This window comes from Streptomyces natalensis ATCC 27448 (assembly GCF_000935125.1).
In the GTDB taxonomy this organism is placed as follows: Bacteria; Actinomycetota; Actinomycetes; order Streptomycetales; family Streptomycetaceae; genus Streptomyces; species Streptomyces natalensis.
This window is the reverse complement of record NZ_JRKI01000061.1, coordinates 702,197-721,854: the sequence shown is the minus strand read 5'-3', so window position 1 is coordinate 721,854 and position 19,658 is coordinate 702,197. Positions and strand designations below refer to the sequence as shown.

At 72.1% G+C, this 19,658-nt stretch carries 17 protein-coding genes; 9 read left to right on the top strand and 8 right to left on the bottom strand.

Features of this window, described 5'->3' with window-relative positions; translation table 11 throughout:
- Position 1: 1 nt before the first annotated feature.
- The 3 genes from SNA_RS38745 to SNA_RS33910 are packed head-to-tail and all read left to right on the top strand — an operon-like array spanning position 2 to position 3,026.
- The gene (locus SNA_RS38745; protein WP_030068714.1) at positions 2-655 is read left to right on the top strand and encodes a metallophosphoesterase family protein; all 654 of its coding nucleotides are present in this window, start codon (positions 2-4) and stop codon (positions 653-655) included.
- Complete coding sequence (locus SNA_RS33915; RefSeq protein WP_052809022.1) at positions 652-1,803, top strand: ATP-grasp domain-containing protein; 1,152 nt, start codon at positions 652-654, stop codon at positions 1,801-1,803. Before SNA_RS38745 ends, SNA_RS33915 begins: the two co-directional genes overlap by 4 nt.
- On the top strand, positions 1,800-3,026 hold the full coding sequence (locus SNA_RS33910) for an MFS transporter (RefSeq protein WP_052809021.1): 1,227 nt from the start codon (positions 1,800-1,802) through the stop codon (positions 3,024-3,026). The genes SNA_RS33915 and SNA_RS33910 overlap by 4 nt, the downstream gene beginning before the upstream one ends.
- Positions 3,027-3,060: 34 nt before the next feature.
- Here SNA_RS33910 and SNA_RS33905 read toward each other — a convergent pair whose 3' ends face one another.
- The 3 genes from SNA_RS33905 to SNA_RS40780 form a co-directional block, all read right to left on the bottom strand.
- Complete coding sequence (locus SNA_RS33905; RefSeq protein ID WP_030068719.1) at positions 3,061-4,080, bottom strand: hypothetical protein; 1,020 nt, start codon at positions 4,078-4,080, stop codon at positions 3,061-3,063.
- A gap of 142 nt (positions 4,081-4,222) precedes the next feature.
- A complete protein-coding gene (locus SNA_RS33900) occupies positions 4,223-4,573 on the bottom strand; it encodes a hypothetical protein (RefSeq protein ID WP_030068720.1) in 351 nt (116 codons plus the stop codon).
- On the bottom strand, positions 4,567-4,875 hold the full coding sequence (locus tag SNA_RS40780; RefSeq protein ID WP_157880162.1) for a class I tRNA ligase family protein: 309 nt from the start codon (positions 4,873-4,875) through the stop codon (positions 4,567-4,569). Before SNA_RS40780 ends, SNA_RS33900 begins: the two co-directional genes overlap by 7 nt.
- 53 nt (positions 4,876-4,928) lie before the next feature.
- Between SNA_RS40780 and SNA_RS33890 the strand changes: the two genes are divergently transcribed.
- The 4 genes from SNA_RS33890 to SNA_RS33875 all read left to right on the top strand — a co-directional run bounded on the left by SNA_RS33890 (position 4,929) and on the right by SNA_RS33875 (position 10,032).
- Positions 4,929-6,983, top strand: coding sequence for a thioredoxin domain-containing protein (locus tag SNA_RS33890; protein ID WP_044368141.1), 2,055 nt, complete (start codon positions 4,929-4,931; stop codon positions 6,981-6,983).
- 136 nt (positions 6,984-7,119) lie between these two features.
- Positions 7,120-8,124, top strand: a complete 1,005-nt coding sequence (locus tag SNA_RS33885) for an MDR family NADP-dependent oxidoreductase (RefSeq protein WP_030068724.1) — start codon at positions 7,120-7,122, stop codon at positions 8,122-8,124.
- Positions 8,125-8,198: 74 nt separating this feature from the next.
- Positions 8,199-9,539 carry an amidase gene (locus tag SNA_RS33880; protein ID WP_044368139.1) on the top strand — a complete coding sequence of 447 codons (1,341 nt, stop codon included), beginning with the start codon at positions 8,199-8,201 and terminating at the stop codon, positions 9,537-9,539.
- A complete protein-coding gene (locus SNA_RS33875; RefSeq protein WP_044368137.1) occupies positions 9,526-10,032 on the top strand; it encodes a MerR family transcriptional regulator in 507 nt (168 codons plus the stop codon). Before SNA_RS33880 ends, SNA_RS33875 begins: the two co-directional genes overlap by 14 nt.
- 164 nt (positions 10,033-10,196) lie before the next feature.
- Here the strand turns inward: SNA_RS33875 and SNA_RS33870 are convergent, their stop codons facing one another.
- The 3 genes from SNA_RS33870 to trhA form a co-directional block, all read right to left on the bottom strand.
- Positions 10,197-10,829 (bottom strand): TetR/AcrR family transcriptional regulator, encoded by a 633-nt coding sequence (locus tag SNA_RS33870; RefSeq protein ID WP_030068727.1) that lies wholly within the window; start codon positions 10,827-10,829, stop codon positions 10,197-10,199.
- A gap of 5 nt (positions 10,830-10,834) precedes the next feature.
- Entirely contained in the window at positions 10,835-12,421 is a 1,587-nt protein-coding gene (locus SNA_RS33865; protein WP_044368136.1) for a DHA2 family efflux MFS transporter permease subunit, read from the bottom strand.
- A 190-nt stretch (positions 12,422-12,611) separates the two neighbouring features.
- A complete protein-coding gene (gene trhA, locus SNA_RS33860) occupies positions 12,612-13,337 on the bottom strand; it encodes a PAQR family membrane homeostasis protein TrhA (protein ID WP_030068730.1) in 726 nt (241 codons plus the stop codon).
- A gap of 268 nt (positions 13,338-13,605) precedes the next feature.
- Here trhA and SNA_RS33855 point away from each other — a divergent pair, with 268 nt between their 5' ends.
- Positions 13,606-15,486, top strand: coding sequence for a phosphoenolpyruvate carboxykinase (GTP) (locus SNA_RS33855; protein ID WP_420823534.1), 1,881 nt, complete (start codon positions 13,606-13,608; stop codon positions 15,484-15,486).
- A 70-nt stretch (positions 15,487-15,556) separates the two neighbouring features.
- On the opposite strand, the gene SNA_RS33850 is transcribed toward SNA_RS33855, so the two are convergent.
- Positions 15,557-15,994, bottom strand: coding sequence for an SCO4983 family protein (locus SNA_RS33850; RefSeq protein WP_044368134.1), 438 nt, complete (start codon positions 15,992-15,994; stop codon positions 15,557-15,559).
- 138 nt (positions 15,995-16,132) lie between these two features.
- Positions 16,133-17,344, bottom strand: coding sequence for a pyridoxal phosphate-dependent aminotransferase (locus SNA_RS33845; RefSeq protein WP_030068733.1), 1,212 nt, complete (start codon positions 17,342-17,344; stop codon positions 16,133-16,135).
- A 159-nt stretch (positions 17,345-17,503) separates the two neighbouring features.
- On the opposite strand from SNA_RS33845, the gene SNA_RS40775 reads away from it, so the two are divergent.
- Complete coding sequence (locus tag SNA_RS40775) at positions 17,504-19,648, top strand: P-loop NTPase fold protein (protein WP_078970373.1); 2,145 nt, start codon at positions 17,504-17,506, stop codon at positions 19,646-19,648.
- Positions 19,649-19,658: the final 10 nt, after the last annotated feature.

Here is a 19,658-nt window from a genome sequence, read left to right as displayed (position 1 = left end):
GATGCGCTACGCCGTCGTCACCGACATCCACGGCAACACCGCGGGCCTGCGCGCGGTGCTCGCCCGCGTCCGCGGCCAGCAGGTGCGCCAGGTCATCTGTCTGGGCGATGTCTTCGAGTGCCACATCAGCAAACGGGACGTCGCCGGCCACGCCTTCACGCGCGTCGACGAGATCTTCGACCAGGACCCCGAGCTGGTCGGGCTGCTGGACGGTGCGCGGGTGGTACGAGGCAACCAGGAAGAGCGCATCGCCGCACTGGTCCCCGGCAGGGCCCGCCCGGCCTGGGCGACGCCGGTGCTCGACGCGCCGCTCACGCTGCACACGGACTTCGCCACGTACTGCCACGGCCACGCGCTGCCGCCCTGGCAGGAGGTGGAACCGGACCTGTGGTGCCCGCTGGACGCCGAGTTCAGCGGGCGGGCCCTCTTCCACGGCCACCACCACCGCAGCGCCGTGCACCGGCTGCCGGACGCCGGACGCAGCTGGGCGGACGTGGAGAGCGTTCCGCTGCGCTTCGGCGAAGCCGTGCACCTCACCCCGGGCAGCCGGTACCTCGTCAACGTCGGCCCCGTCCGGGGGCCGAGCCCGGCCTGGGCCGTCGTCGACGAAGCGGAGGCGACCGTCACGTACCACCGAATCGAGGAGTCCGGATGACCCGGCAGGTCCTGCTGCTCAACTCCGACAAACCCGAGGTCCTGCGCGCCCTGGCGGACCGCACCGACCTGCGGATCCGGGTGATCACCCGCAAGGCGTACGCCGGGCTCTACACCGGCTGGGAGACCGCCTTCGTCGACAGCTTCGAAGACCTCTCACAGGTCGAGCACGCCGCGTACGAACTCCTCCGCGGCGGACCGTTCGACCATGTCGTCGCCACCACGGAGAAGAGCATCGTCCCGGCCGGGCTCATCCGGTCCCTGCTGGGCCTGCCCGGGGCGACCTTCGACCAGTCCCTGTGGGCGGCCCACAAACGCGCCATGAAGGCGCGGCTGCGCTCCGCCGGTCTGCCGGTCGCGGACTTCGAGCAGGCCGCGACCGTGGACGGGATCCCGCACGCCGCGCGGCGGATCGGCTGGCCGGTGATGGTCAAGCCGGTGTTCGGCTCCGGGTCGAAGTGCACCTACCGTCTGGACACCGAGGCGGAGTTCACCGACCGGCAACGCTCGGGCGGCTTCGACGACCTCGCAGCGCGCCGCGTGCCCATCCAGGTCGAGCGCCTCGTGGACTTCCTCGGTGAGTACCACTGCGACGGCGTCGTGCGCGGCGGCCGGGTGGAACTGGCCGCGGTTTCCCGCTACTTCATCCCCCCGCTGCACACCCCCGCGGCGTACAACAGCGGCTACGTCATCGCCCAGGACAGCCCGTTCGCCGAAAAGGTCCTGGCCCTGCACGCCGAAGCGGCCCGCGCCCTCGAACTCGCCGACGGCGTGACCCACTTGGAGGTCTTCGAGACCGCTGACGGGCCCGTGATCGGAGAGGTGGCCATCAGGCCCGGAGGGCTGGGCATCTCCGGTATGTGGCGGCACGCGTTCGGCGTCGACCTGTGGGAGCAGTTCGTGCGGGCCGCCCTCGACGAGCCGTCCGGGCTGGCCGCCCGCCCCCACCGGCAAGGGACCGTCGGCCGCACCCAGTTGCCGGCCCGGGAGGGGGTACGGGAGCGGGCCCTCGCGATGCCCGGCGTCATCGAGGCACTGTCTGCGGAGCAGAGCGGAACCGGCAACGTCGAGGTGTACTTCGCCGCCCCCGGCCCCGAGGAGGCCCACCGGATGATCGACCGGCTGCACACGCTCGGGGAGCCGCAGTGAGCCGCCCGTCCGCCAGGCGTCTGCTGCCCGGCCCGGGAGCGCCGCGGCTGCTCACCGCCTCATGGCTGATCAAGACGGTGGGAAGCGGCCTCTACCTGCCGACCAGCGTCCTCTTCTTCACCCGTGTCGCGGGCCTGTCCACCGGCCGGGTCGCCTTCGGCCTCAGCCTCGCCGGTCTGATATCCCTCGCCGGAGCGGTGCCGCTCGGCGGCCTGGCGGACCGCTACGGCCCGCGCCGTACCTATGCCGTACTGCTCACCGTGCAGTTCGTGACAATGACGGCGCTCGCGCTCGTCCACGCATACCCGCTGTTCCTGGGGCTCATCACCGTCTTCACCCTGGCCGAACAGGGCAGCAGCGCGGCCCGCGGGGCGCTGATCGCCGCGGTCGGCGAGGGGGCCGAGCGGGTACGGCTGCGGGCGTATCTGCGGGTCGTGACCAATGTGGGGGTGGCCATCGGCGCGGGACTGGCGGCCATCGCCATCGACGTGGGCACCACCACCGCCTACACCGCGCTGCTGCTGGGCACGGCGCTGACGTTCCCGGCCGCCGCCGTGCCCTTGTACCGGCTGGCCACGGACTCGGTCATGACCGGCGGCAAGACGCCCGCGCAGACGTCGCGCTGGCAGGTCTTCCGCGATGTCCGCTACGTATGGGTCACCGTCATCTGCGGTGTGCTCAGCCTCCAGGCGCAGGTGCTCTCCTTCGCCGTGCCGCTCTGGGTCGTCGACCATACGTCCGCCCCCAAGCTGACCGTCTCGGCCATCGTCGTGATCAACGCGGGCCTGGTCATCCTGTTGCAGATGCGCGCGAGCCGCGGCGCGGAGGACGACGCGCGGGCGGCCCGGCTGTGCCGGCGCGCCGGGCTGGCCCTGCTGGCCGCGTGTGCGGTCGTCGTCTTCACGAGTTCGACGCCGCCATGGCTGGCCGTGCTGCTGCTCATCGCCTTTGCGGCGCTGCTGACGGCGGGCGAACTCTGGACCTCCGCAGGGTCGTTCGGGCTGAGCTTCTCCCTCGCACCGGACGGCGCCCACGGCCAGTACCAGGGCTTCTTCTCGCTCGGCCGCGGACTGGCGACGGCCGTCGCGCCCTGGCTGCTCTCCGCCCTGTGCCTGTCCGACGACGGCGGGCGCGGCTGGCTGGCGCTCGGCGCGCTGTTCGCCGTCGTCGGGCTGCTGATGCCCACCGCCGTACGGCGCTCTCCCGAGCGGGTCGCGGCCTAGGGCGGCGACAGCACCAGCACCGCCCGCACCGAGCTCAGCGGGCCCTGTAGCGGGTGGCGAGTGCGTGGAACGCCTGCTTCGGTTCCCAGGGCATGTCGGGGTAGGCGCGCTTGCCGGCGGGACAGCCGCTGTGCTCGTCCAGGACTTTGACGATGCCGTAGGAGGCGAGGTCCTCGTCCGGTCCGGATGTCCGGTGGGGTGTGCTGAAACCGGCGAAGCTGAACCAGAAGACGGAATCGACGCCCTCCTCCTCGAAGACGGTCATGAGATCTTCGAGGTAGCGGACCTGCTCGCCCTCGTCGCGCACCAGGCCGGGTTTGAGGGTGACGCCGTCGGCCTCCCTCGCCAGGTACCAGCCGGCGCCGCCGTGCTCTCCCGCTCCCCGGTAGGTGCAGCAGCCGGCCTCCATGATGGCGACGGGCTTGCCGTGGCCGCATTCCTCGCGCAGGTCGGTGCGGTAGGTGGCCGCGTTGCGCAGGCTACGGAAGGCGTCCAGGCCGACGACGTCGAACGGGGCCCAGTCCACGCCGTCCAGAGGGCAGGAGGCGTAGCTCACGCGGCCGCCGAAGAGGGGCCGCACGGCGTCGACGACCTCCCCCAGAAAGGCGTTGACCTTGTCAGGGATGCCCTGGAGCGCGGCTTCGCGGCCGGGGCCCGCCAGGACCGGAATGCGCTCGTTCAGTGTGTCCCCGGGCAGGTAGCCGCGGGCGAACACGCTGAGCTCGCAGCCGGTGACGAGGACGACCTCGGCGCCGTCGCGCCGCAGCCGCTCCGCCCGCTCGGCGCAGTCGGTGAACAGCGGCAGCATCTCGGCGTTCGACAGCTCGCAGGGAAACGGCGAGAACCAGACCTCCAGGCCCGCCTCCGCCGCGTACCGCGCCGTGGTCTCGATACGGTCCGGATCGCCCCCGGTGATACGGACAGCGGTGCAGTGCAGGTCCTCCGCGATGACACGCATGTCCCGTTCGGCGTCCCGGACGTCGAAGACGGGGCGCGATGTGTCGCCGTTGGGAAAGGTGCCGGTGTCGTAGTGGATGCCCTTGCCGCGCAACATGACGAATGCCTCCGGTGGGGTGATCGTGTCTGCCGTACGGAGTCATCGTCCAAGCTGCCGCTGCGTCAGCTTCAAGGCCGCACCGCGGCCGGCCCGTAGTCGAGTTGAGGAGCCGACTGTGCCCGGGACCGCGGGGCGGCCGTCATACGAGCTGCCAGGCACGGTTGAGCTGCGTGTCGGTACGGCGGCCGGGCAGGCCCGCGAGGACGTGGGTGAGCACCTCGTAGACGGTGCGGGCACCGCTGAGCGGCGCCTCGCTCTTCGCCAGGGACTTCTGCATGCGGTACAGGTGGGTGAACGCCTGCTCGATGTGGCGTTGCCGCAGCGCCGACTTGATCTGGGCGGCGGCCTTCAGCGTCGCCCTGTCGGCCTCGCCCGGCGTCTCCTGGGCCGATTCGACGAGTTCGGTGTGGGTGTGCAGGAATCGCTGCGCGGGCTCGGTCTGCTGAGCCTTGAGGGGCAGCGGCTCCCGGGGGTCGGCGCCGGTCAGCACGGCCAGTGCTCCGGGGCCTCCTCCCGGCCGGCCGGGAGGAGGGCGAAGCGTACGGGCAGTCCGACCTCGCGGGCGAACGCCAGGTCGGTCGCGTCATGGCCGGGGTTGACCAGGACGGCCCCGGTCCCGAACTCCGGCGCGACCCAGCTCGCGGTCCACACCGGCAGCAGGTCCCCGGTCAGCGGATGGCGGCAGTAGCGGCCCGTGAAGGCGGATGTGTGCCCGGCAGGCAGCCCGAGCGGCAACCCCGTCCGGCGACGGCGAGCAAGACAGCCGGGCGGGGCCTTCGCCGCCCCGTCCATGCGCCCCCCCGTGGCGCATGGGCGGGCGTCCGCGGGTGCGCAAGGATGGGGGTATGCCCAATCGACTTGCCCAGGCCACGTCCCCGTACCTCCTCCAGCACGCGGACAATCCCGTTGACTGGTGGCCATGGGAGACAGACGCGTTCGAAGAAGCTCGGCGGCGCGATGTCCCCGTGTTCTTGAGCGTCGGCTACAGCGCTTGCCACTGGTGCCACGTCATGGCGCACGAGTCCTTCGAGGACAACGACACCGCGGCATACATGAACGAGCACTTCGTGTCCGTCAAGGTGGACCGTGAGGAGCGGCCCGACGTGGACGCCGTCTACATGGAGGCTGTGCAAGCCGCCACCGGGCAGGGCGGCTGGCCCATGTCCGTGTTCATGACGCCGGACGGGGAGCCCTTCTACTTCGGCACCTACTTCCCGCCCGAGCCCCGCCACGGCATGCCGTCCTTCCGGCAGGTACTCGAAGGAGTGCACAACGCCTGGACGAGCCGACGGGACGAGGTGGGAGAAGTCGCAGGGAAGATCACTCGGGACCTTGCCGAGCGGGAGCTGAGCACTGGGGATGCCGGGACGCCCACCGAGGAGACCCAGGCTCTGGCCCTCCTCCAACTGACCCGGGACATCGACCCCGCGAGCGGTTGGTTCAAGGGAGACACCAAGTTCCCGCCGTCGATGGTGATCGAGTTCCTGTTGCGCCACCACGCGCGGGCCGGTTCCGTGGCGGCGCTGGAGATGGCCGAAGGGCTGAGTGGCGCGATGGCTCGTTCGAGCCTGTACGACCAGGTGGGAGGCGGGTTCCACCGGTACGTTCTCACACCTCGGCCAGGTGGGCCTTTGGTACCCCACTTCGAGAAGATGCTCTACGACAACGCGCTGCTGTGCCGGGTGTACGCCCACCTGTGGCGCACCACCGGCTCGGATCCGGCCCGTCGGGTGGCCCTGGAGACCGCCGACTTCATGGTCCGCGAACTGCGCACCGAACAGGGCGGATTCGCCTCCGCGCTGGACGCGGACAGCGACGACGGCAGCGGCTCGGGCCGGCACGTCGAGGGCGCCTACTACGTATGGACGCCGGATCAGCTGCGCGACGTCCTGGGCGAGAAGGACGCGGAATTCGCCGCCGCCCACTTCGGGGTGACCGAGGAGGGCACCTTCGAGGAGGGCGCCTCGGTGCTCCAGCTGCCGGATGCGGCCGACGGCTCGGACGACGCCGAGCGGGTGGCGTCCGTCCGGCAGCGGCTGCTGGCGGCGCGGGCGCAGCGGCCCCGGCCCGGCCGGGACGACAAGGTCGTCGCCTCCTGGAACGGCCTGGCGATCGCCGCGCTCGCCGAGACCGGCGCCTATTTCGACCGCCCCGATCTGGTCCAGGCCGCCACCGACGCCGCCGACCTCCTGGTCCGTGTCCACATGGACTGGCAGGCCCGGCTGCACCGCACCTCCCGCGACGGCGTCGCCGGAGCCAACTCCGGCGTCCTGGAGGACTACGCCAATGTCGCCGAGGGCTTCCTGGCGCTGGCCTCGGTCACCGGGGAGGGCGTCTGGGGCGAGTTCGCCGGCTTCTTCCTGGACACCGTCCTGGTCCAGTTCACCGCCGAGGACGGCGCGCTCTACGACACCGCCGCCGACGCCGAAACGCTGATCCGCCGCCCCCAGGACCCCACCGACAACGCCACCCCCTCCGGCTGGACCGCCGCCGCCGGGGCCCTGCTCTCGTATGCGGCGCTGACCGGCAGCGACCTCCACCGGGACGCCGCCGGGGCGGCCCTGGGCATCGTCACCGCGCTCGGGGGCCGCGCGCCGCGGTTCATCGGCTGGGGCCTGGCGGTCGGCGAGGCGGCCCTGGCCGGGCCCCGCGAGGTCGCGGTCGTCGGCCCCGCGGACGATCCCGCCACCGCCGCGCTGCACCGTGCCGCCCTGCTCGGCACGGCCCCCGGCACGGTGGTCGCGCTGGGCGCCCCCGGGTCGGACGATGCGGAGGAGGTCCCGCTGCTGAAGGACCGGCCCCTGGTCGACGGCCGCCCGGCGGCGTATGTCTGCCGCCACTTCACCTGCGAGCGGCCGACGACGGACCCGCAGGAGCTGGCGGAGCGGCTACGGGGGTGAGGGCCGGCCGCCCCGGGGCGCGCCCGCCTGGGCCTCCGGCCGCCCCGGGGCGCGCCCGGCCCCGGCCCCTCCCCAAGTCCCGGCCCCGGCACCCCGGTTTGACCTTGACGTGCGCGTCACGTTCTAGCCTCCGGCCATGACGAACCGCACCTACCGTGAAGTCCACCTGGCCGCCCGCCCCAAGGGGCCGGTCACCGACGACCTCTTCGAGATCGTGGAGGTACCGCTGCCCGAACCGGGGCCCGGCCAGGTGCTGGTACGCACCACCCATATGGGCGTCGCCGCCGTCATGCGCACCCTGATGGACGAGACCAGCGTCGTGCCCATGCCGTCCTACGAGATCGGGGCGCCGCTGCACGGGGCCGCGGTCGGCGAGGTGGTGGCCGCCCCCGGCAGCGATCTGCGCCCCGGTGACCTGGTGGAACACCGCCTGGGCTGGCGCGAGTACGCCCTGCTCGATGCGGCGCAGGTCCAGCGCCTGGACCCGGACCTGCTGCCCGATCCGGCCGCCTACCTCTCCCAGGGGCCCACCGCCCTGATGGGCATCGCCCGGGGCGCCGAAGTGCGCCCCGGGGACACGGTGTTCGTCACCGGGGCGGCGGGCGGGGTGGGCTCCCTGGCCGGGCAGATCGCCCGGCAGTTCGGCGCCGCCCGGGTCATCGGCAGCACCGGCTCGCAGCAGAAGGCCGACCGGCTGGTCGAGGAGTTCGGCTACGACGCCGCGGTGATCCGTGGCGCGGGCCCGATCGAGGAACAGCTGCGCCGGGCCGCCCCGGAGGGCATCGACGCGGTCTTCGACAACGTGGGCGGCGAACAGCTCCAGGCCGCTCTCGCGCTGGCCAACAAGGGCGCCCGGGTGGCGATCGTGGGCGCGCTGGCCAGCCAGCTCTCCGAGGGCGGCCCGGCCCTGACGTCCTTCGACACGCTCTCGCTGCTCGCCCACGGCATCACGCTGCGCGGCGTTGCCCTCTACGACAACCTGGACCTGATCCCCGAGTGGAACCGCCGGTTCGCCGAGGGGCTGCGCGACGGCTCCCTGACCTTCCCGCACTCCCGGCTGCACGGCATCGAGCAGGCGCCGCGGGCGCTGCGCGAGCTGACCGAAGGACGCCATCTCGGCGCCGTGATCGTGGAGTTGTGAGCCGTTGCGGGTGAGCGGGGCGGCGGCGGGCGCCCGCCGCGGGAGTGTCAGTGGGCGGTTGTAGCCTGCAAAGCGTGGAGACCTTGCTGAGGTACCGACCCCTCGTGGCGGAAGCCGCGGCGCTGCGGTCCGGCGCGGACGACCCCGTCGCCGCGGCGGCGCGCACCTGCGACCGTATCGACGCGGTCGACGGGCGGCTGCGGGCCTTCGTGCCCGAACCGCGACGGCGTACGCGGCTGTTGGCGGCGGCGCGGCAGCTGGCGGACGGCGGCTCGCCACGGCCCGCCGACCGGCCGCCGCTGTACGGCATAACGGTCGGTGTGAAGGACATCGTGCACGTCGACGGCCTGCCGACGCGGGCGGGGTCGGCGCTGCCGCCCGAGGCGCTGGCCGGCCCGCAGGCCACCGTCGTGGACCAGCTGCTCGCCGCCGGGGCCCTGATGGCAGGCAAGACCGTCACGGCCGAGTTCGCCGTCACGGCGCCCGGTCCGACCCGTAACCCGCACAACTCGGCGCATACGCCCGGGGGTTCGAGCAGCGGGTCGGCCGCCGCGGTGGCTGCCGGGATGGTGCCGCTGGCCATCGGGACGCAGACCGTCGGCTCGATGATCCGCCCCGCCGCGTACTGCGGGATCGTCGGCTTCAAACCGACCTACGGACGGATCCCGGCCGGCGGGGTGATCCCCAACGCCGCCGGTTTCGACACCCTCGGGTGCTATGCGGCCGATGTGGCGGGCGTGACGCTTGCCGCCTCGGTGCTCTGCGACGGATGGCGCGATGACGCGGGGGGCGAGGAGGCCGCGGCCCGGCGCCCGGTGCTCGGCACACCGGTGGGGCCGTATCTGGAGCGCGCCGACGCCGAGGCCCTGCGCGCCTTCCGGGAGCAGACGGAGCGGTTACGGACGGCCGGTTACGTCGTCCGCGAGGTGCCGGTGATGGACGACTTCGAGGAGGTCGTCGAGCAGCTCTTCACCATGAACCGCTACGAGGTCGCCCGCGCCCACGCCGAGTGGTTCCCCCGGTTCGGGGACCGGTACCGGGAACAGACCGTGGCGGCCATCCGCCAGGGTCACACGATCGGGGACGCCGCGTACGAGGAGGCCCGCGACCGTCGGGCCGCCTTTTGCGAACGGCTCGCGCGGGCCGCCGCCGCGGCCGGAATCGACCTGTGGACGGCTCCCTCGGCCACCGGCCCCGCGCCCGCGGGGCTCGGCAGTACCGGATCGTCGGTCATGTGCCTGCCGTGGAGCAACGCCGGGCTGCCCTCGCTCAGCCTGCCGGCGGGCCGCGCCGCGGACGGGCTGCCGCTGGGTCTCCAGGTCGTCGGCGCACGGGGCGCGGACGAGGACCTGCTGCGGGCGGCCGTGGGGCTGGAGCGGGCGCTGGCCGGGGAGGACGCCCATGCGGATAGGTGAGGCCGCGGCCGCCGCCGGGCTGACGCCGCGGACGGTGCGCTACTACGAGCAGCAGGGGCTGCTGACGGCCCGCAGGACGACGTCGGGGCACCGGGAGTACGACGCGGAGGACATCCGCAGGCTGAAGGCCGTCCGCGAGCTGCGTGACGCGGGCCTGACGGTCGGCGACGTCCGGGCGTTCGCGCACCTCCTGGCCACGCTGCCGGCCGACGGGATGCCGGAGGTGATACCCAAGCACCCCGGTGCGGCCCGCTGCGCGGTCGCTGAGGCGGTCGCCCGGCGCCGGCTCGCCGACCTCGACGCCCGTATAGCGCGGCTGTCGCAGCTGCGGGGGCGGCTCGCGGCCCGGCTGGGGGAGCCCGGGGCGGCGCCGGAGGACACCGCACCGGCCGCCGCGGCGCGGGCCGGCGCGGACAGCGGGCCGATCTTCTGGCTGGACGCCGCACCGGCCCCGGAGCCCGGAGACGCGGCCCCGGACGGCACCCCGCCGTAACCGGACGCGGACGGCACCCCGCCGTAACCGGCCCACGACGGCACCCCGCAGTAACCGGACGACGTGCTCTCCGGGCTCTCTGGACCCGGCGTTCAGAGGGCCAGAGGGATTTAGGGTCGGCCAGAGGGCCAGAGGGCCAGAGGGCCAGAGGGTCAGAGAGTTGTTCAGAGGGTGAGGCCGCGAGCCAGGACATCCATCGTGCGGTTCACCAGCGCCGCCAGATCGGCCTGCGGCCCCGCCTCCACCCAGTGCAGCATGGCCTCCTGAAGAGCCGCCAGAACGGCCGCGCTGATGACCCGTACCTCCAGGTCGTCGGCCGGACGGCCGCAGCGTTCGGCGAGCACGGCGGCGATCATCTCGGCGTCCCGGGCGATGTTCTCCGCCGTACGGCCCCGGATGGCGGGCACCTCGCGCACCAGCCGCATGCGCTGGACGAGTTCGGCGCGCTCGGCCTCCGCGATGGCCCCGAGAGCCTCCACGGTGACCTGCCGCAGCGATTCGACGAGGGGCTCGTCCGCCGGGCGGGCCCGCAGGCCGTCCTCCAGGACGGCGTCGTACTCGTCGGTCAGCACGATGTCTTCCTTGGTGGGGAAGTAGCGGAACACCGTGCTGGGCGAGACCTCCGCGGCCTCGGCGATCTGGTCGATGGGCGTCGCGTCGTACCCCTGCTCCTGGAACAGCCGGTAGGCGGCCCGGCGGATCGCCTGCCGGGTCTGCATCTTCTTGCGTTCCCGAAGGCCGGGCCTGGGCGTCCCCGGGGATGTCGCGGCTGAAGCGGAGCTACGTGCGGTGACCATGGCCCTCATTCTCGGGCATGCGATGTTCCGGTGGCCATGGCCGTGCCGGTACGGGGGTGGCCCGTGGTGCCAGGGTGGCTCCCACCCCGGGGATTGGGCAGAAACACCGCCGTCAGCACCCCCGCCACCAGGGCCGCGACCCCGCACACCACCAGGGCCAGCCCCATCCCGTGCAGATAGGCGCGGTCCGCGGAGGCGGCCAGCCGGTGGACGCCCAGCCGTTCGGCCACCAGGTGGGCGGCGACCACCGAGTCCCCGGCGGCGTCGGCGGCGCGGGCGGGCAGCCCGGCGGTGTCGATCCGGTCGCCGTACGCCCCCGCGAGCACGCTGCCGAGCACCGCCACCCCGAGTGCCCCGCCGATCTGCCGCACCGTCATCAGCAGCCCGGACCCGTTCCCCGCCCGCTCGGCGGGCAGCGCTCCCAGCGCCGCATCCATCGCCGGGACCATGGCGAACCCGAAGCCGACGCCGGCGAGGGACAGCCACCGGGCGGTGGCGCCGTAGCCGTCGTGCACCTCGGTGGTGGCGCCGAGGAAGGCGGCGCAGGCCAGGACGGCCAGGCCGCCGGTGACGACCGGGCGCGGCCCGAACCGCGCGGCGAGCGCCCCGCTGCCCTTGGCGGCGAGCAGCAGCCCGCCCATCATCGGCAGCATCCGCAGCCCGGTGCCGAAGGCGTCGTACCCCAGGACGGCCTGGAGGTACTGCGGCAGCAGGAACATCAGGCCCGACAGCACGAGCGTGCCGAGCGCCGCGGCGACCGTGTTCCACAAGAACCCGCGCGAGCGCAGCAGCCGCAGATCGAGCATCGGCCGCTCCTGGCCGCGGCCGCGCAGCACCAGAGCGGCGATCAGGACGACGGACGCCGTAAGTGAGGTCAGGACCAGCGGATCGCGCCAGCCACGCGCCGGACCCTCGATGATGGCGAGGATCAGGGCGCCCAGGCCCGTGACGGTGAGCAGCGCCGAGCGGGTGTCGACCGGTGGCGCGGCCGGATCGGAGGTTTCCGGCAGCAGGAAGACGCAGGCGGCGATGCCGATCAGCACCAGCGGAACGTTGACGAGAAACACCGAGCCCCACCAGAAGTGGTCCAGCAGCCAGCCGCCGACCAGGGGGCCGAGCGGCAGCCCCAGCGCCGAGGCGGCGGAGATCGCGCCGACGGCGGTGGAGCGTTCGCCGGGCCCGAAGAGCGAGGGCAGGACGGACATCGCCAGCGGCATGATCAGCGCGGCGCCGGTCCCCATCACCGCGCGGGCGCCGATGACGAGCGGGGCGCTGTCGGCGAGGGTGCCGAACAGGGAGCCGGCGAGGAAGATGCCGAGGCCGCAGAGGAGCATCCGGCGGCGGCCGAACCTGTCGCCGAGGAGCCCGGCCGGGAGCATCAGACCGGCGAAGACGACGGCGTAGGCATCGGCGATCCACTGCTGCTGGCCGGTTCCGGCGCCCAGTTGGGCGGCCAGGGTCGGCAGCGCGACGTTCAGGATCGTGGTGTCGAAACCGAGGACGAGCAGCGCGGCGACGAGCGCGCCCAGCGCCCACCAGCGGCGGGGGTCGGGCGGCGGCGCGGAGGTCGAGGGACCGGTCGGCGAGGTCATGGCACACCCCTTGACGTAGGGAACGCGAGAGTCGGCGTCGCGCAGGCGAAAGCGAGACACATAGATGTGAGAGTTGGCAGCAAAAGAAAGTAACTCTCAAAAGATGCGCACTGTCAATCTCCGTGCCCGATGACGGCATCGAAAAGGCCGCGACCCCAGGGGTCGCGGCCGGCCGTTCTGGCTGCCCGGCTCAGGCGTGCGTATACGCCACCAGGGAAATCCCGACGTAGTGCACGACGAACGCCGCCAGCGTGAACGAGTGGAAGACCTCGTGGAAGCCGAACCAGCGCGGTGAGGGATTGGGGCGCTTGATCCCGTAGATCACGCCGCCCGCGCTGTAGAGGAGGCCGCCGACGATGACGAGTACCAGCACCGCGATCCCGCCCGTGCGCAGGAAGTCCGGGAGGAAGAAGACCGCGGCCCAGCCCATGGCGATATAGCAGGGGGTGTAGAGCCAGCGGGGGGCGCCGACCCAGAAGACGCGGAAGGCGATACCGGCCAGCGCGGCCGCCCAGACCGCCCACAGGAGCACCTGTCCGCGGGTGCCCGGTACGAGCAGCATGGTGAGCGGCGTATAGGTGCCGGCGATGATCAGGAAGATGTTGGCGTGATCGAGGCGGCGCAGGATGCCGTCGGTGCGGGCGCTCCAGTTGCCGCGGTGGTACAGCGCGCTGATGCCGAACAGCAGGCATGCGGTCAGCGTGTAGATGGCGCAGGCCAGGCGGCCGCGGGGGCTGTCGGCGAGCGCGGTGAGCAGCACGCCGGAGAGCAGCACGGCGGGAAACATTCCGGCGTGCAGCCAGCCGCGGAGTCGGGGCTTGAGCGGGGCGGCGACGGAGGTGACGGCGGAGACCGCGCCGGCCGCGGAGGGCGCGGGGGGAGTGGGGCTCTCGGCTGCGTCGGACGCGGAAGTCATGGCCGTCATGCTACCTACGCGACCGTAGGTTACCCCTCTGTCGAGAAGTGGCGACGGTCACGAAAATGCCCTCTGGACAGATCTGTGCGAGGGTCGGATGATCAAATGAGTGCGGTCGGCACCGGATGAGCGGTCACGAAGCATCCGGGTCGCGGCCCCCAAGGGGCAGACAACAGCAGAGAACCCCAACACGGCGGATTCTCCCGGCATACCGGCGCAACCCGGCAGACGGGGCGGGATCCGACCCCACCCTCATCTAGGAGCGATCGTGGCGCGCGACAACGCGGCTCCCTCCCCCCAGCACTCCGACCTGCCCAGCGGAGGAGGGGACCCCCTCCCGACCCGTCACCAGGACCTGATCTCCTGGGTCGACGAGATCGCAGCGCTCACCCAGCCCGACCGGGTCGTCTGGTGTGACGGCTCGGAGGCGGAGTACGAGCGGCTGTGCGAAGAGCTCGTCGACAAGGGCACGTTCAAGAAGCTCGACCCGATCAAGCGCCCCAACTCGTACTACGCCGCCTCCGACCTCTCGGACGTGGCCCGGGTCGAGGACCGCACCTTCATCTGCTCCCGGAGGGAGGAGGACGCCGGGCCGACCAACCACTGGAAGGCCCCGGCGGAGATGCGGAAGATCTTCACCGGCGCGAACGGGGAGGGCGGCATCTTCCGCGGCGCGATGAAGGGCCGGACGATGTACGTCGTCCCGTTCTGCATGGGCCCGCTGGGCTCCGACCTCTCCGCCATCGGCGTGGAGATCACCGACTCCGCCTATGTCGCGGTCTCGATGCGCACCATGACCCGCATGGGGCAGCCCGTGCTGGACGAGCTCGGCGAGGACGGCTTCTTCGTCAAGGCCGTCCACACCCTCGGCGCCCCGCTGGCCCCGGGCGAGGCCGACGTCCCGTGGCCCTGCAACTCCACGAAGTACATCTCGCACTTCCCCGAGGACCGCGAGATCTGGTCCTACGGCTCCGGCTACGGCGGCAACGCCCTGCTCGGCAAGAAGTGTTACGCGCTGCGCATCGCCTCCGTCATGGCGCGGGACGAGGGCTGGCTCGCCGAGCACATGCTGATCCTCAAGCTGACGCCGCCCAGCGGTGAGTCCAAGTACGTCGCTGCCGCGTTCCCGTCCGCCTGCGGCAAGACCAACCTGGCCATGCTGGAACCGACCGTCCCGGGCTGGACCGTCGAGACCATCGGCGACGACATCGCCTGGATGCGCTTCGGCGAGGACGGCCGGCTCTACGCGATCAACCCCGAGGCGGGCTTCTTCGGGGTTGCGCCCGGCACCGGTGAGCACACCAACGCCAACGCCATGAAGACCCTGTGGGGCAACTCCGTCTTCACCAATGTCGCGCTGACCGACGACGGCGATGTGTGGTGGGAGGGCATGACGGAGGAGACTCCGGCCCACCTCACGGACTGGAAGGGCAACGACTGGACCCCCGAGACGGGCGTCCCGGCCGCGCACCCCAACGCCCGCTTCACCGTCCCGGCCGCCCAGTGCCCCACCATCGCGCCCGAGTGGGAGGACCCCAGGGGCGTGCCGATCTCGGCGATCCTCTTCGGCGGCCGCCGCGCCAGCGCCGTACCGCTGGTGACCGAGTCCTTCGACTGGAACCACGGTGTCTTCCTCGGCGCGAACGTGGCGTCCGAGAAGACCGCCGCGGCCGAGGGCAAGGTCGGCGAACTGCGCCGCGACCCCTTCGCCATGCTGCCGTTCTGCGGCTACAACATGGGCGACTACATGGGGCACTGGATCAAGGTCGGTGCGGCCGCGGAAGCCAAGGGGGACCGGTCCAAGCTGCCGAAGATCTACTACGTCAACTGGTTCCGCAAGGACGCCAAGGGCCGCTTCGTCTGGCCGGGCTTCGGCGAGAACAGCCGGGTGCTCAAGTGGATCGTGGAGCGGTTGGAGGGCAAGGCCGAGGGTGTCGAGACGCCCATCGGCGTGCTGCCCGCCAAGGGCGCCCTGCACACCGAGGGTCTCGGTCTCGACGACGCGGACCTGGACTTCCTGCTCACCGTCGACAAGGACGTCTGGCGCGAGGAGGCGGCGCTGATCCCCGAGCACCTCAACACCTTCGGTGACCACACGCCGAAGGAACTGTGGGACCAGTACCGGGCGCTGGTGCAGCGGCTGGGCTAGCGGCCGTTACGCCCGAAGGACCGTCCGGGGCCCCGCATCCAGCGCATCGGGGTGCGGGGCCCCGCACCGATTACGCCGTGGCCAGATCCCCCACGCCCGCGGCTGCTTCGTGCGCCGTCATCCGCTCGGCCGCCAGCGCCATCACCGCGGTGTCGTGCCGACTGGTGGCCACCGCCAGGGCGTTTGCGGCGAGGGTGTGCGCCCGCTGCCGCAGGGCCGGTATCCGGGACGGGTCGCCGCCGTCGCTGGGCTCGGCGCGCAGCGGGTAGTGCCCGCTCAGCCGCGCCACCTGGGCGGCGATGCGGTCGGCGGCGTCGGCCAGCGCGGGGCCGCTGCGGCCGTGGCGGTCGTCGGGGGCCGCCAGTGCGCGGAGCTCATCGGTGACGGTGAGCAGCGCGGTGAGCTGTCCGGCGAGCCGGTTGTCCAGCTCCTCCTCGCGGGTGCGGTGCGGAAGCTCCGGGGCGGCGGCCATGGTGTGGACCGACTTGGTGCGGATCGGTTCGTACATGGGATGGCCTCCTGGCAACGTCAGGAGACCATCCTACATTGGACTCTGTCTAAAGTTGAGTGCCGTACAGAAGGCGTTGTCCTCGGTGCTGTCCGTAGCCGTCGGCGCAGTCCGTGGCCGCCGGGCTGTCCGTGGCCGTCAGTGCTGGCCGTAGCCGTCGAGGAAGGTGCCGATCCGGGTGACGGCGTCCGTCAGATCGTCCGCGCTGGGCAGGGTGACCAGGCGGAAGTGGTCCGGCTCCGGCCAGTTGAAGCCGGTGCCGTGCACGATCATGATCTTCTCGGCACGTAGCAGGTCCAGCACCATCTGACGGTCGTCCTTGATCTTGTAGACCTTGGGGTCGAGCCGCGGGAAGGCGTAGAGCGCGCCCCTCGGCTTGACGCAGCTGACGCCCGGGATCTGCGTGAGCAGCTCGTAGGCGGTGTCGCGCTGCTCGCGCAGCCGGCCGCCGGGCAGCACCAGATCGTTGATCGACTGCCGTCCGCCGAGCGCGGTGGCGACCGCGTGCTGGGCCGGCATATTGGCGCACAGCCGCATATTGGCCAGGATCGTCAGGCCCTCGATGTACGAGGAGGCGTGCGCCTTGGGGCCGCAGACCGCCATCCAGCCGCTGCGGTAGCCCGCGACGCGGTACGACTTGGACAGCCCGTTGAAGGTCAGCGTCAGCAGGTCAGGGGCGAGCGAGGCGAACGGGGTGTGGGTGGCGTCCTCGTAGAGGATCTTGTCGTAGATCTCGTCGGCGCAGACGATCAGGTTGTGGCGGCGGGCGATCTCGGCGATTCCGCGCAGCAGTTCGTCGTCGTACACCGCGCCCGTGGGGTTGTTGGGGTTGATGACGACGATGGCCTTGGTGCGGTCGGTGACCTTGCGCTCGATATCGGCCAGGTCGGGCATCCAGTCGGCCTGCTCGTCGCAGCGGTAGTGCACGGCCGTACCGCCGGAGAGGGAGACCGAGGCCGTCCACAGCGGGTAGTCCGGGGCCGGTACGAGGACCTCGTCGCCGTCGTCCAGCAGCGCCTGCATCGACATCTGGATCAGCTCGGAGACACCGTTGCCCAGATAGATGTCGTCGACCGACAGCTCGATGCCCTTGGTCTGGTAGTGCTGCATCACCGCGCGGCGGGCGGAGAGCAGCCCCTTGGCGTCGCCGTAGCCGTGCGCCGTGCCGACCGAACGGAGGATGTCCTCGAGGATCTCGGGCGGGCACTCGAAGCCGAACGCCGCCGGATTGCCCGTATTGAGCTTGAGGATGCGGTGACCCGCCGCCTCCAGCCGCATGGCCTCCTCCAGCACCGGGCCACGGATTTCGTAGCAGACGCCTGCGAGCTTGGTTGACTGGATCACCTGCATGTCCGCCACTTTACGGGCGCATTTCGGCGGCCGCCCGGTGTTTTTCCCCACGTCGATCAGCGGACGGTGTGGGGTTCCTCACGCGTGGTGACGCTCCCCGGCCGCTGATTTCGCGGAAGGCCCCCGGGCGGGCACCCCTCGCCGGTACGCTCCGGGCGCATGCCCACCTCGGCGCCGCTGCCCCCGCCCGCCACGCCCGGCTTAACCTCGCCCGCGTCCGCGCGGTCCGCACCGCACGGCCTCTTCGCGCTGCTCAACGACGAACCGGTCGCCGAGCCCGGCGCGGACCTCCTCGGTGCCGGCCGGGCCGCCCGCCAGCTGGCCGGACTGCTGGTCGCCTCCCGCGTCTCCACCCCCTTCACCCTCGCCGTCGACGCCGGCTGGGGCATGGGCAAGAGCAGCCTGATGCGGCTGGTCGACGCGGAGCTGGCGCACGCCCCCGAGGTGCAGACGGTCTGGTACAACGCCTGGACCTCGACCGGCGCCGACGCCCTGGAAGGGCTGATCAAATCCGTCCTGATGCGCTTCGACCGGCGGGTGCTGCGCCGCGGACTGCGGCGGGTCACCGAGCAGCGGGCACTGCTGCGGGCGGTACGCGCCCTGACCACGGTGGTGGCAGGACCGCTCGGCCTGGCCGGTCTGGTCGACGAGCTGTGGAAGAGCCTCTCGGTCAACTCCCAGGCCCGCAACGAGATGCGCGCCGCCATCGGCGACCTCGTCAAGGAGTGGTCCGAGACCGCCGAACTCCGGCCCGGCCGGCTCCTGGTGGTCTTCATCGACGACCTGGACCGCTGCTCGGAGGAGACCGTGCTCGCGGTCTGTGAGGCGGTGAAGGTCTATCTGGACGTGCCCGGGCTGGCGTTCATGATCGGCTGCGACCGCTCGGCGCTGGGGCCGAACGGGCTGCTGCGCGATCTGTCGCCGGCCGGCTCGGCGTTCATGGAAAAGATCTTCCAGACCAGCTACCGGATTCCGGCCGCCGACAACCATGGCGTCAAGGAGTACATCCGCTGGTGCGCCCGCACCGCCGGTATCGAGCCGCTGCTCGACGACGCCCTGGTGGACCTGCTGGTGCAGCGCTCGGACCGCAACCCGCGCCGTATCAAGCGCCTGGTGAACGGCTTCGTCCTGGAGGCCACCCTCAACCCCGTCTGGCGCGACTTCGGTCCCGGCGCGGTGATCAGGACGCTGCTGCTCCAGTACTTCTACCCCGACTTCTACCGGATGATGACCGGCCCGTCCGGCACCGTGGACGGCGATGTGGTGGCGGAGTTCCGGACGTACCGCGCGGTGCGGCGGATGCTGCTGGCGGCCGGGGGCGGGCTGACCGAGGCGCAGCTCGTGTCCGTACGGGAGTTCCTCGCGCCGTACGACCTGCTGCCGCCGGACGCGCGCATCGGTTCCGGCGAGGCGGTGCTGACCGCGCTGGAACGCCAACTGCCCAGCGACTTCCCGGGCCTGGTGGCCAACCCTGCCTTCACCTCGCTGGTCGACGAGCTGACCGCCCTTCCGGACGCCGAGCGGCTGTTGCTGCGGCTGCGCGAGGGCCCGCTGGGCGCCGGTGGTGAGCCGACCCGGATGTCCCAGGAGTGGGCCCCGGTCTGGCGGGAGCTGCCGGGGGCACGCAGGGACGGCTACGCCACCGGGTTCGGGCCGCCGCTGGCCTGGCAGGGGAACGAACCGCCCCTGGGGACCGGCGGGTACGGCGCTGCGCCTGCGCCGCAGCCCATGCCGCAGCAGTCCGCCCCCCAGCCGCAGGGTTCGTACCCCGTCCCGGGTTCGTACCCCGTCCCGTCCCCCGCCCCGCAGCCACCGGCCCCGTACCGGCCCGTCCCGGCCCACGTGCTCTGGGTCGACGACCAGCCGGAGCGCAAGGCCGTGGTGCGCGAGGTCCTGGAGGGCCTTGGGGTGAGAGTGACGCATGTGTCCGGGACCCCCGAGGCCGTCCAGGAGCTCCGCCGCAGCACTCCCGACCTGCTGATCTCCGATATCAGCCGGGGGTCGCGGCACGCCGAGGGCTTCCGGATGCTGGAACAGCTCAAGGAGGACGGGAGCTACACCGGTCCGGCCGTGTTCTTCACCATCCGCCGCACCACCGAACGCGAGGAGCGGGCCGCCGCCCTCGGCGCCTCGCTCACCAACAACGAGCAGGAACTGGGGGAACTGGTGCTGGCCGCCGTGCGGGACGTGGTCCGGGGGCGCCTCTCGGCGGCACCCCAGGCCCCGCCCGCGCAGCGCGCCGACCCCGAGCCGCCCGATGACTACGGGGGGTCTGTCACCTGGGACGGGACGTTCCCCCACTAATAGGGGCTCG

What these genes read in the sequence shown, in the direction of transcription:
- trhA (WP_030068730.1), bottom strand. Translation starts at nt 13,337, where the DNA reads ATGACTTCCGCGTCCGACGCAGCCGAGAGCCCCACTCCCCCCGCGCCC.
- SNA_RS33890 (WP_044368141.1), top strand. Translation starts at nt 4,929, where the DNA reads ATGCCCAATCGACTTGCCCAGGCCACGTCCCCGTACCTCCTCCAGCAC.
- SNA_RS33905 (WP_030068719.1), bottom strand. Translation starts at nt 4,080, where the DNA reads ATGTTGCGCGGCAAGGGCATCCACTACGACACCGGCACCTTTCCCAAC.
- SNA_RS40780 (WP_157880162.1), bottom strand. Translation starts at nt 4,875, where the DNA reads ATGGACGGGGCGGCGAAGGCCCCGCCCGGCTGTCTTGCTCGCCGTCGC.
- SNA_RS33915 (WP_052809022.1), top strand. Translation starts at nt 652, where the DNA reads ATGACCCGGCAGGTCCTGCTGCTCAACTCCGACAAACCCGAGGTCCTG.
- SNA_RS40775 (WP_078970373.1), top strand. Translation starts at nt 17,504, where the DNA reads ATGCCCACCTCGGCGCCGCTGCCCCCGCCCGCCACGCCCGGCTTAACC.
- SNA_RS33885 (WP_030068724.1), top strand. Translation starts at nt 7,120, where the DNA reads ATGACGAACCGCACCTACCGTGAAGTCCACCTGGCCGCCCGCCCCAAG.
- SNA_RS38745 (WP_030068714.1), top strand. Translation starts at nt 2, where the DNA reads ATGCGCTACGCCGTCGTCACCGACATCCACGGCAACACCGCGGGCCTG.
- SNA_RS33865 (WP_044368136.1), bottom strand. Translation starts at nt 12,421, where the DNA reads ATGACCTCGCCGACCGGTCCCTCGACCTCCGCGCCGCCGCCCGACCCC.
- SNA_RS33875 (WP_044368137.1), top strand. Translation starts at nt 9,526, where the DNA reads ATGCGGATAGGTGAGGCCGCGGCCGCCGCCGGGCTGACGCCGCGGACG.
- SNA_RS33870 (WP_030068727.1), bottom strand. Translation starts at nt 10,829, where the DNA reads ATGGTCACCGCACGTAGCTCCGCTTCAGCCGCGACATCCCCGGGGACG.
- SNA_RS33845 (WP_030068733.1), bottom strand. Translation starts at nt 17,344, where the DNA reads ATGCAGGTGATCCAGTCAACCAAGCTCGCAGGCGTCTGCTACGAAATC.
- SNA_RS33850 (WP_044368134.1), bottom strand. Translation starts at nt 15,994, where the DNA reads ATGTACGAACCGATCCGCACCAAGTCGGTCCACACCATGGCCGCCGCC.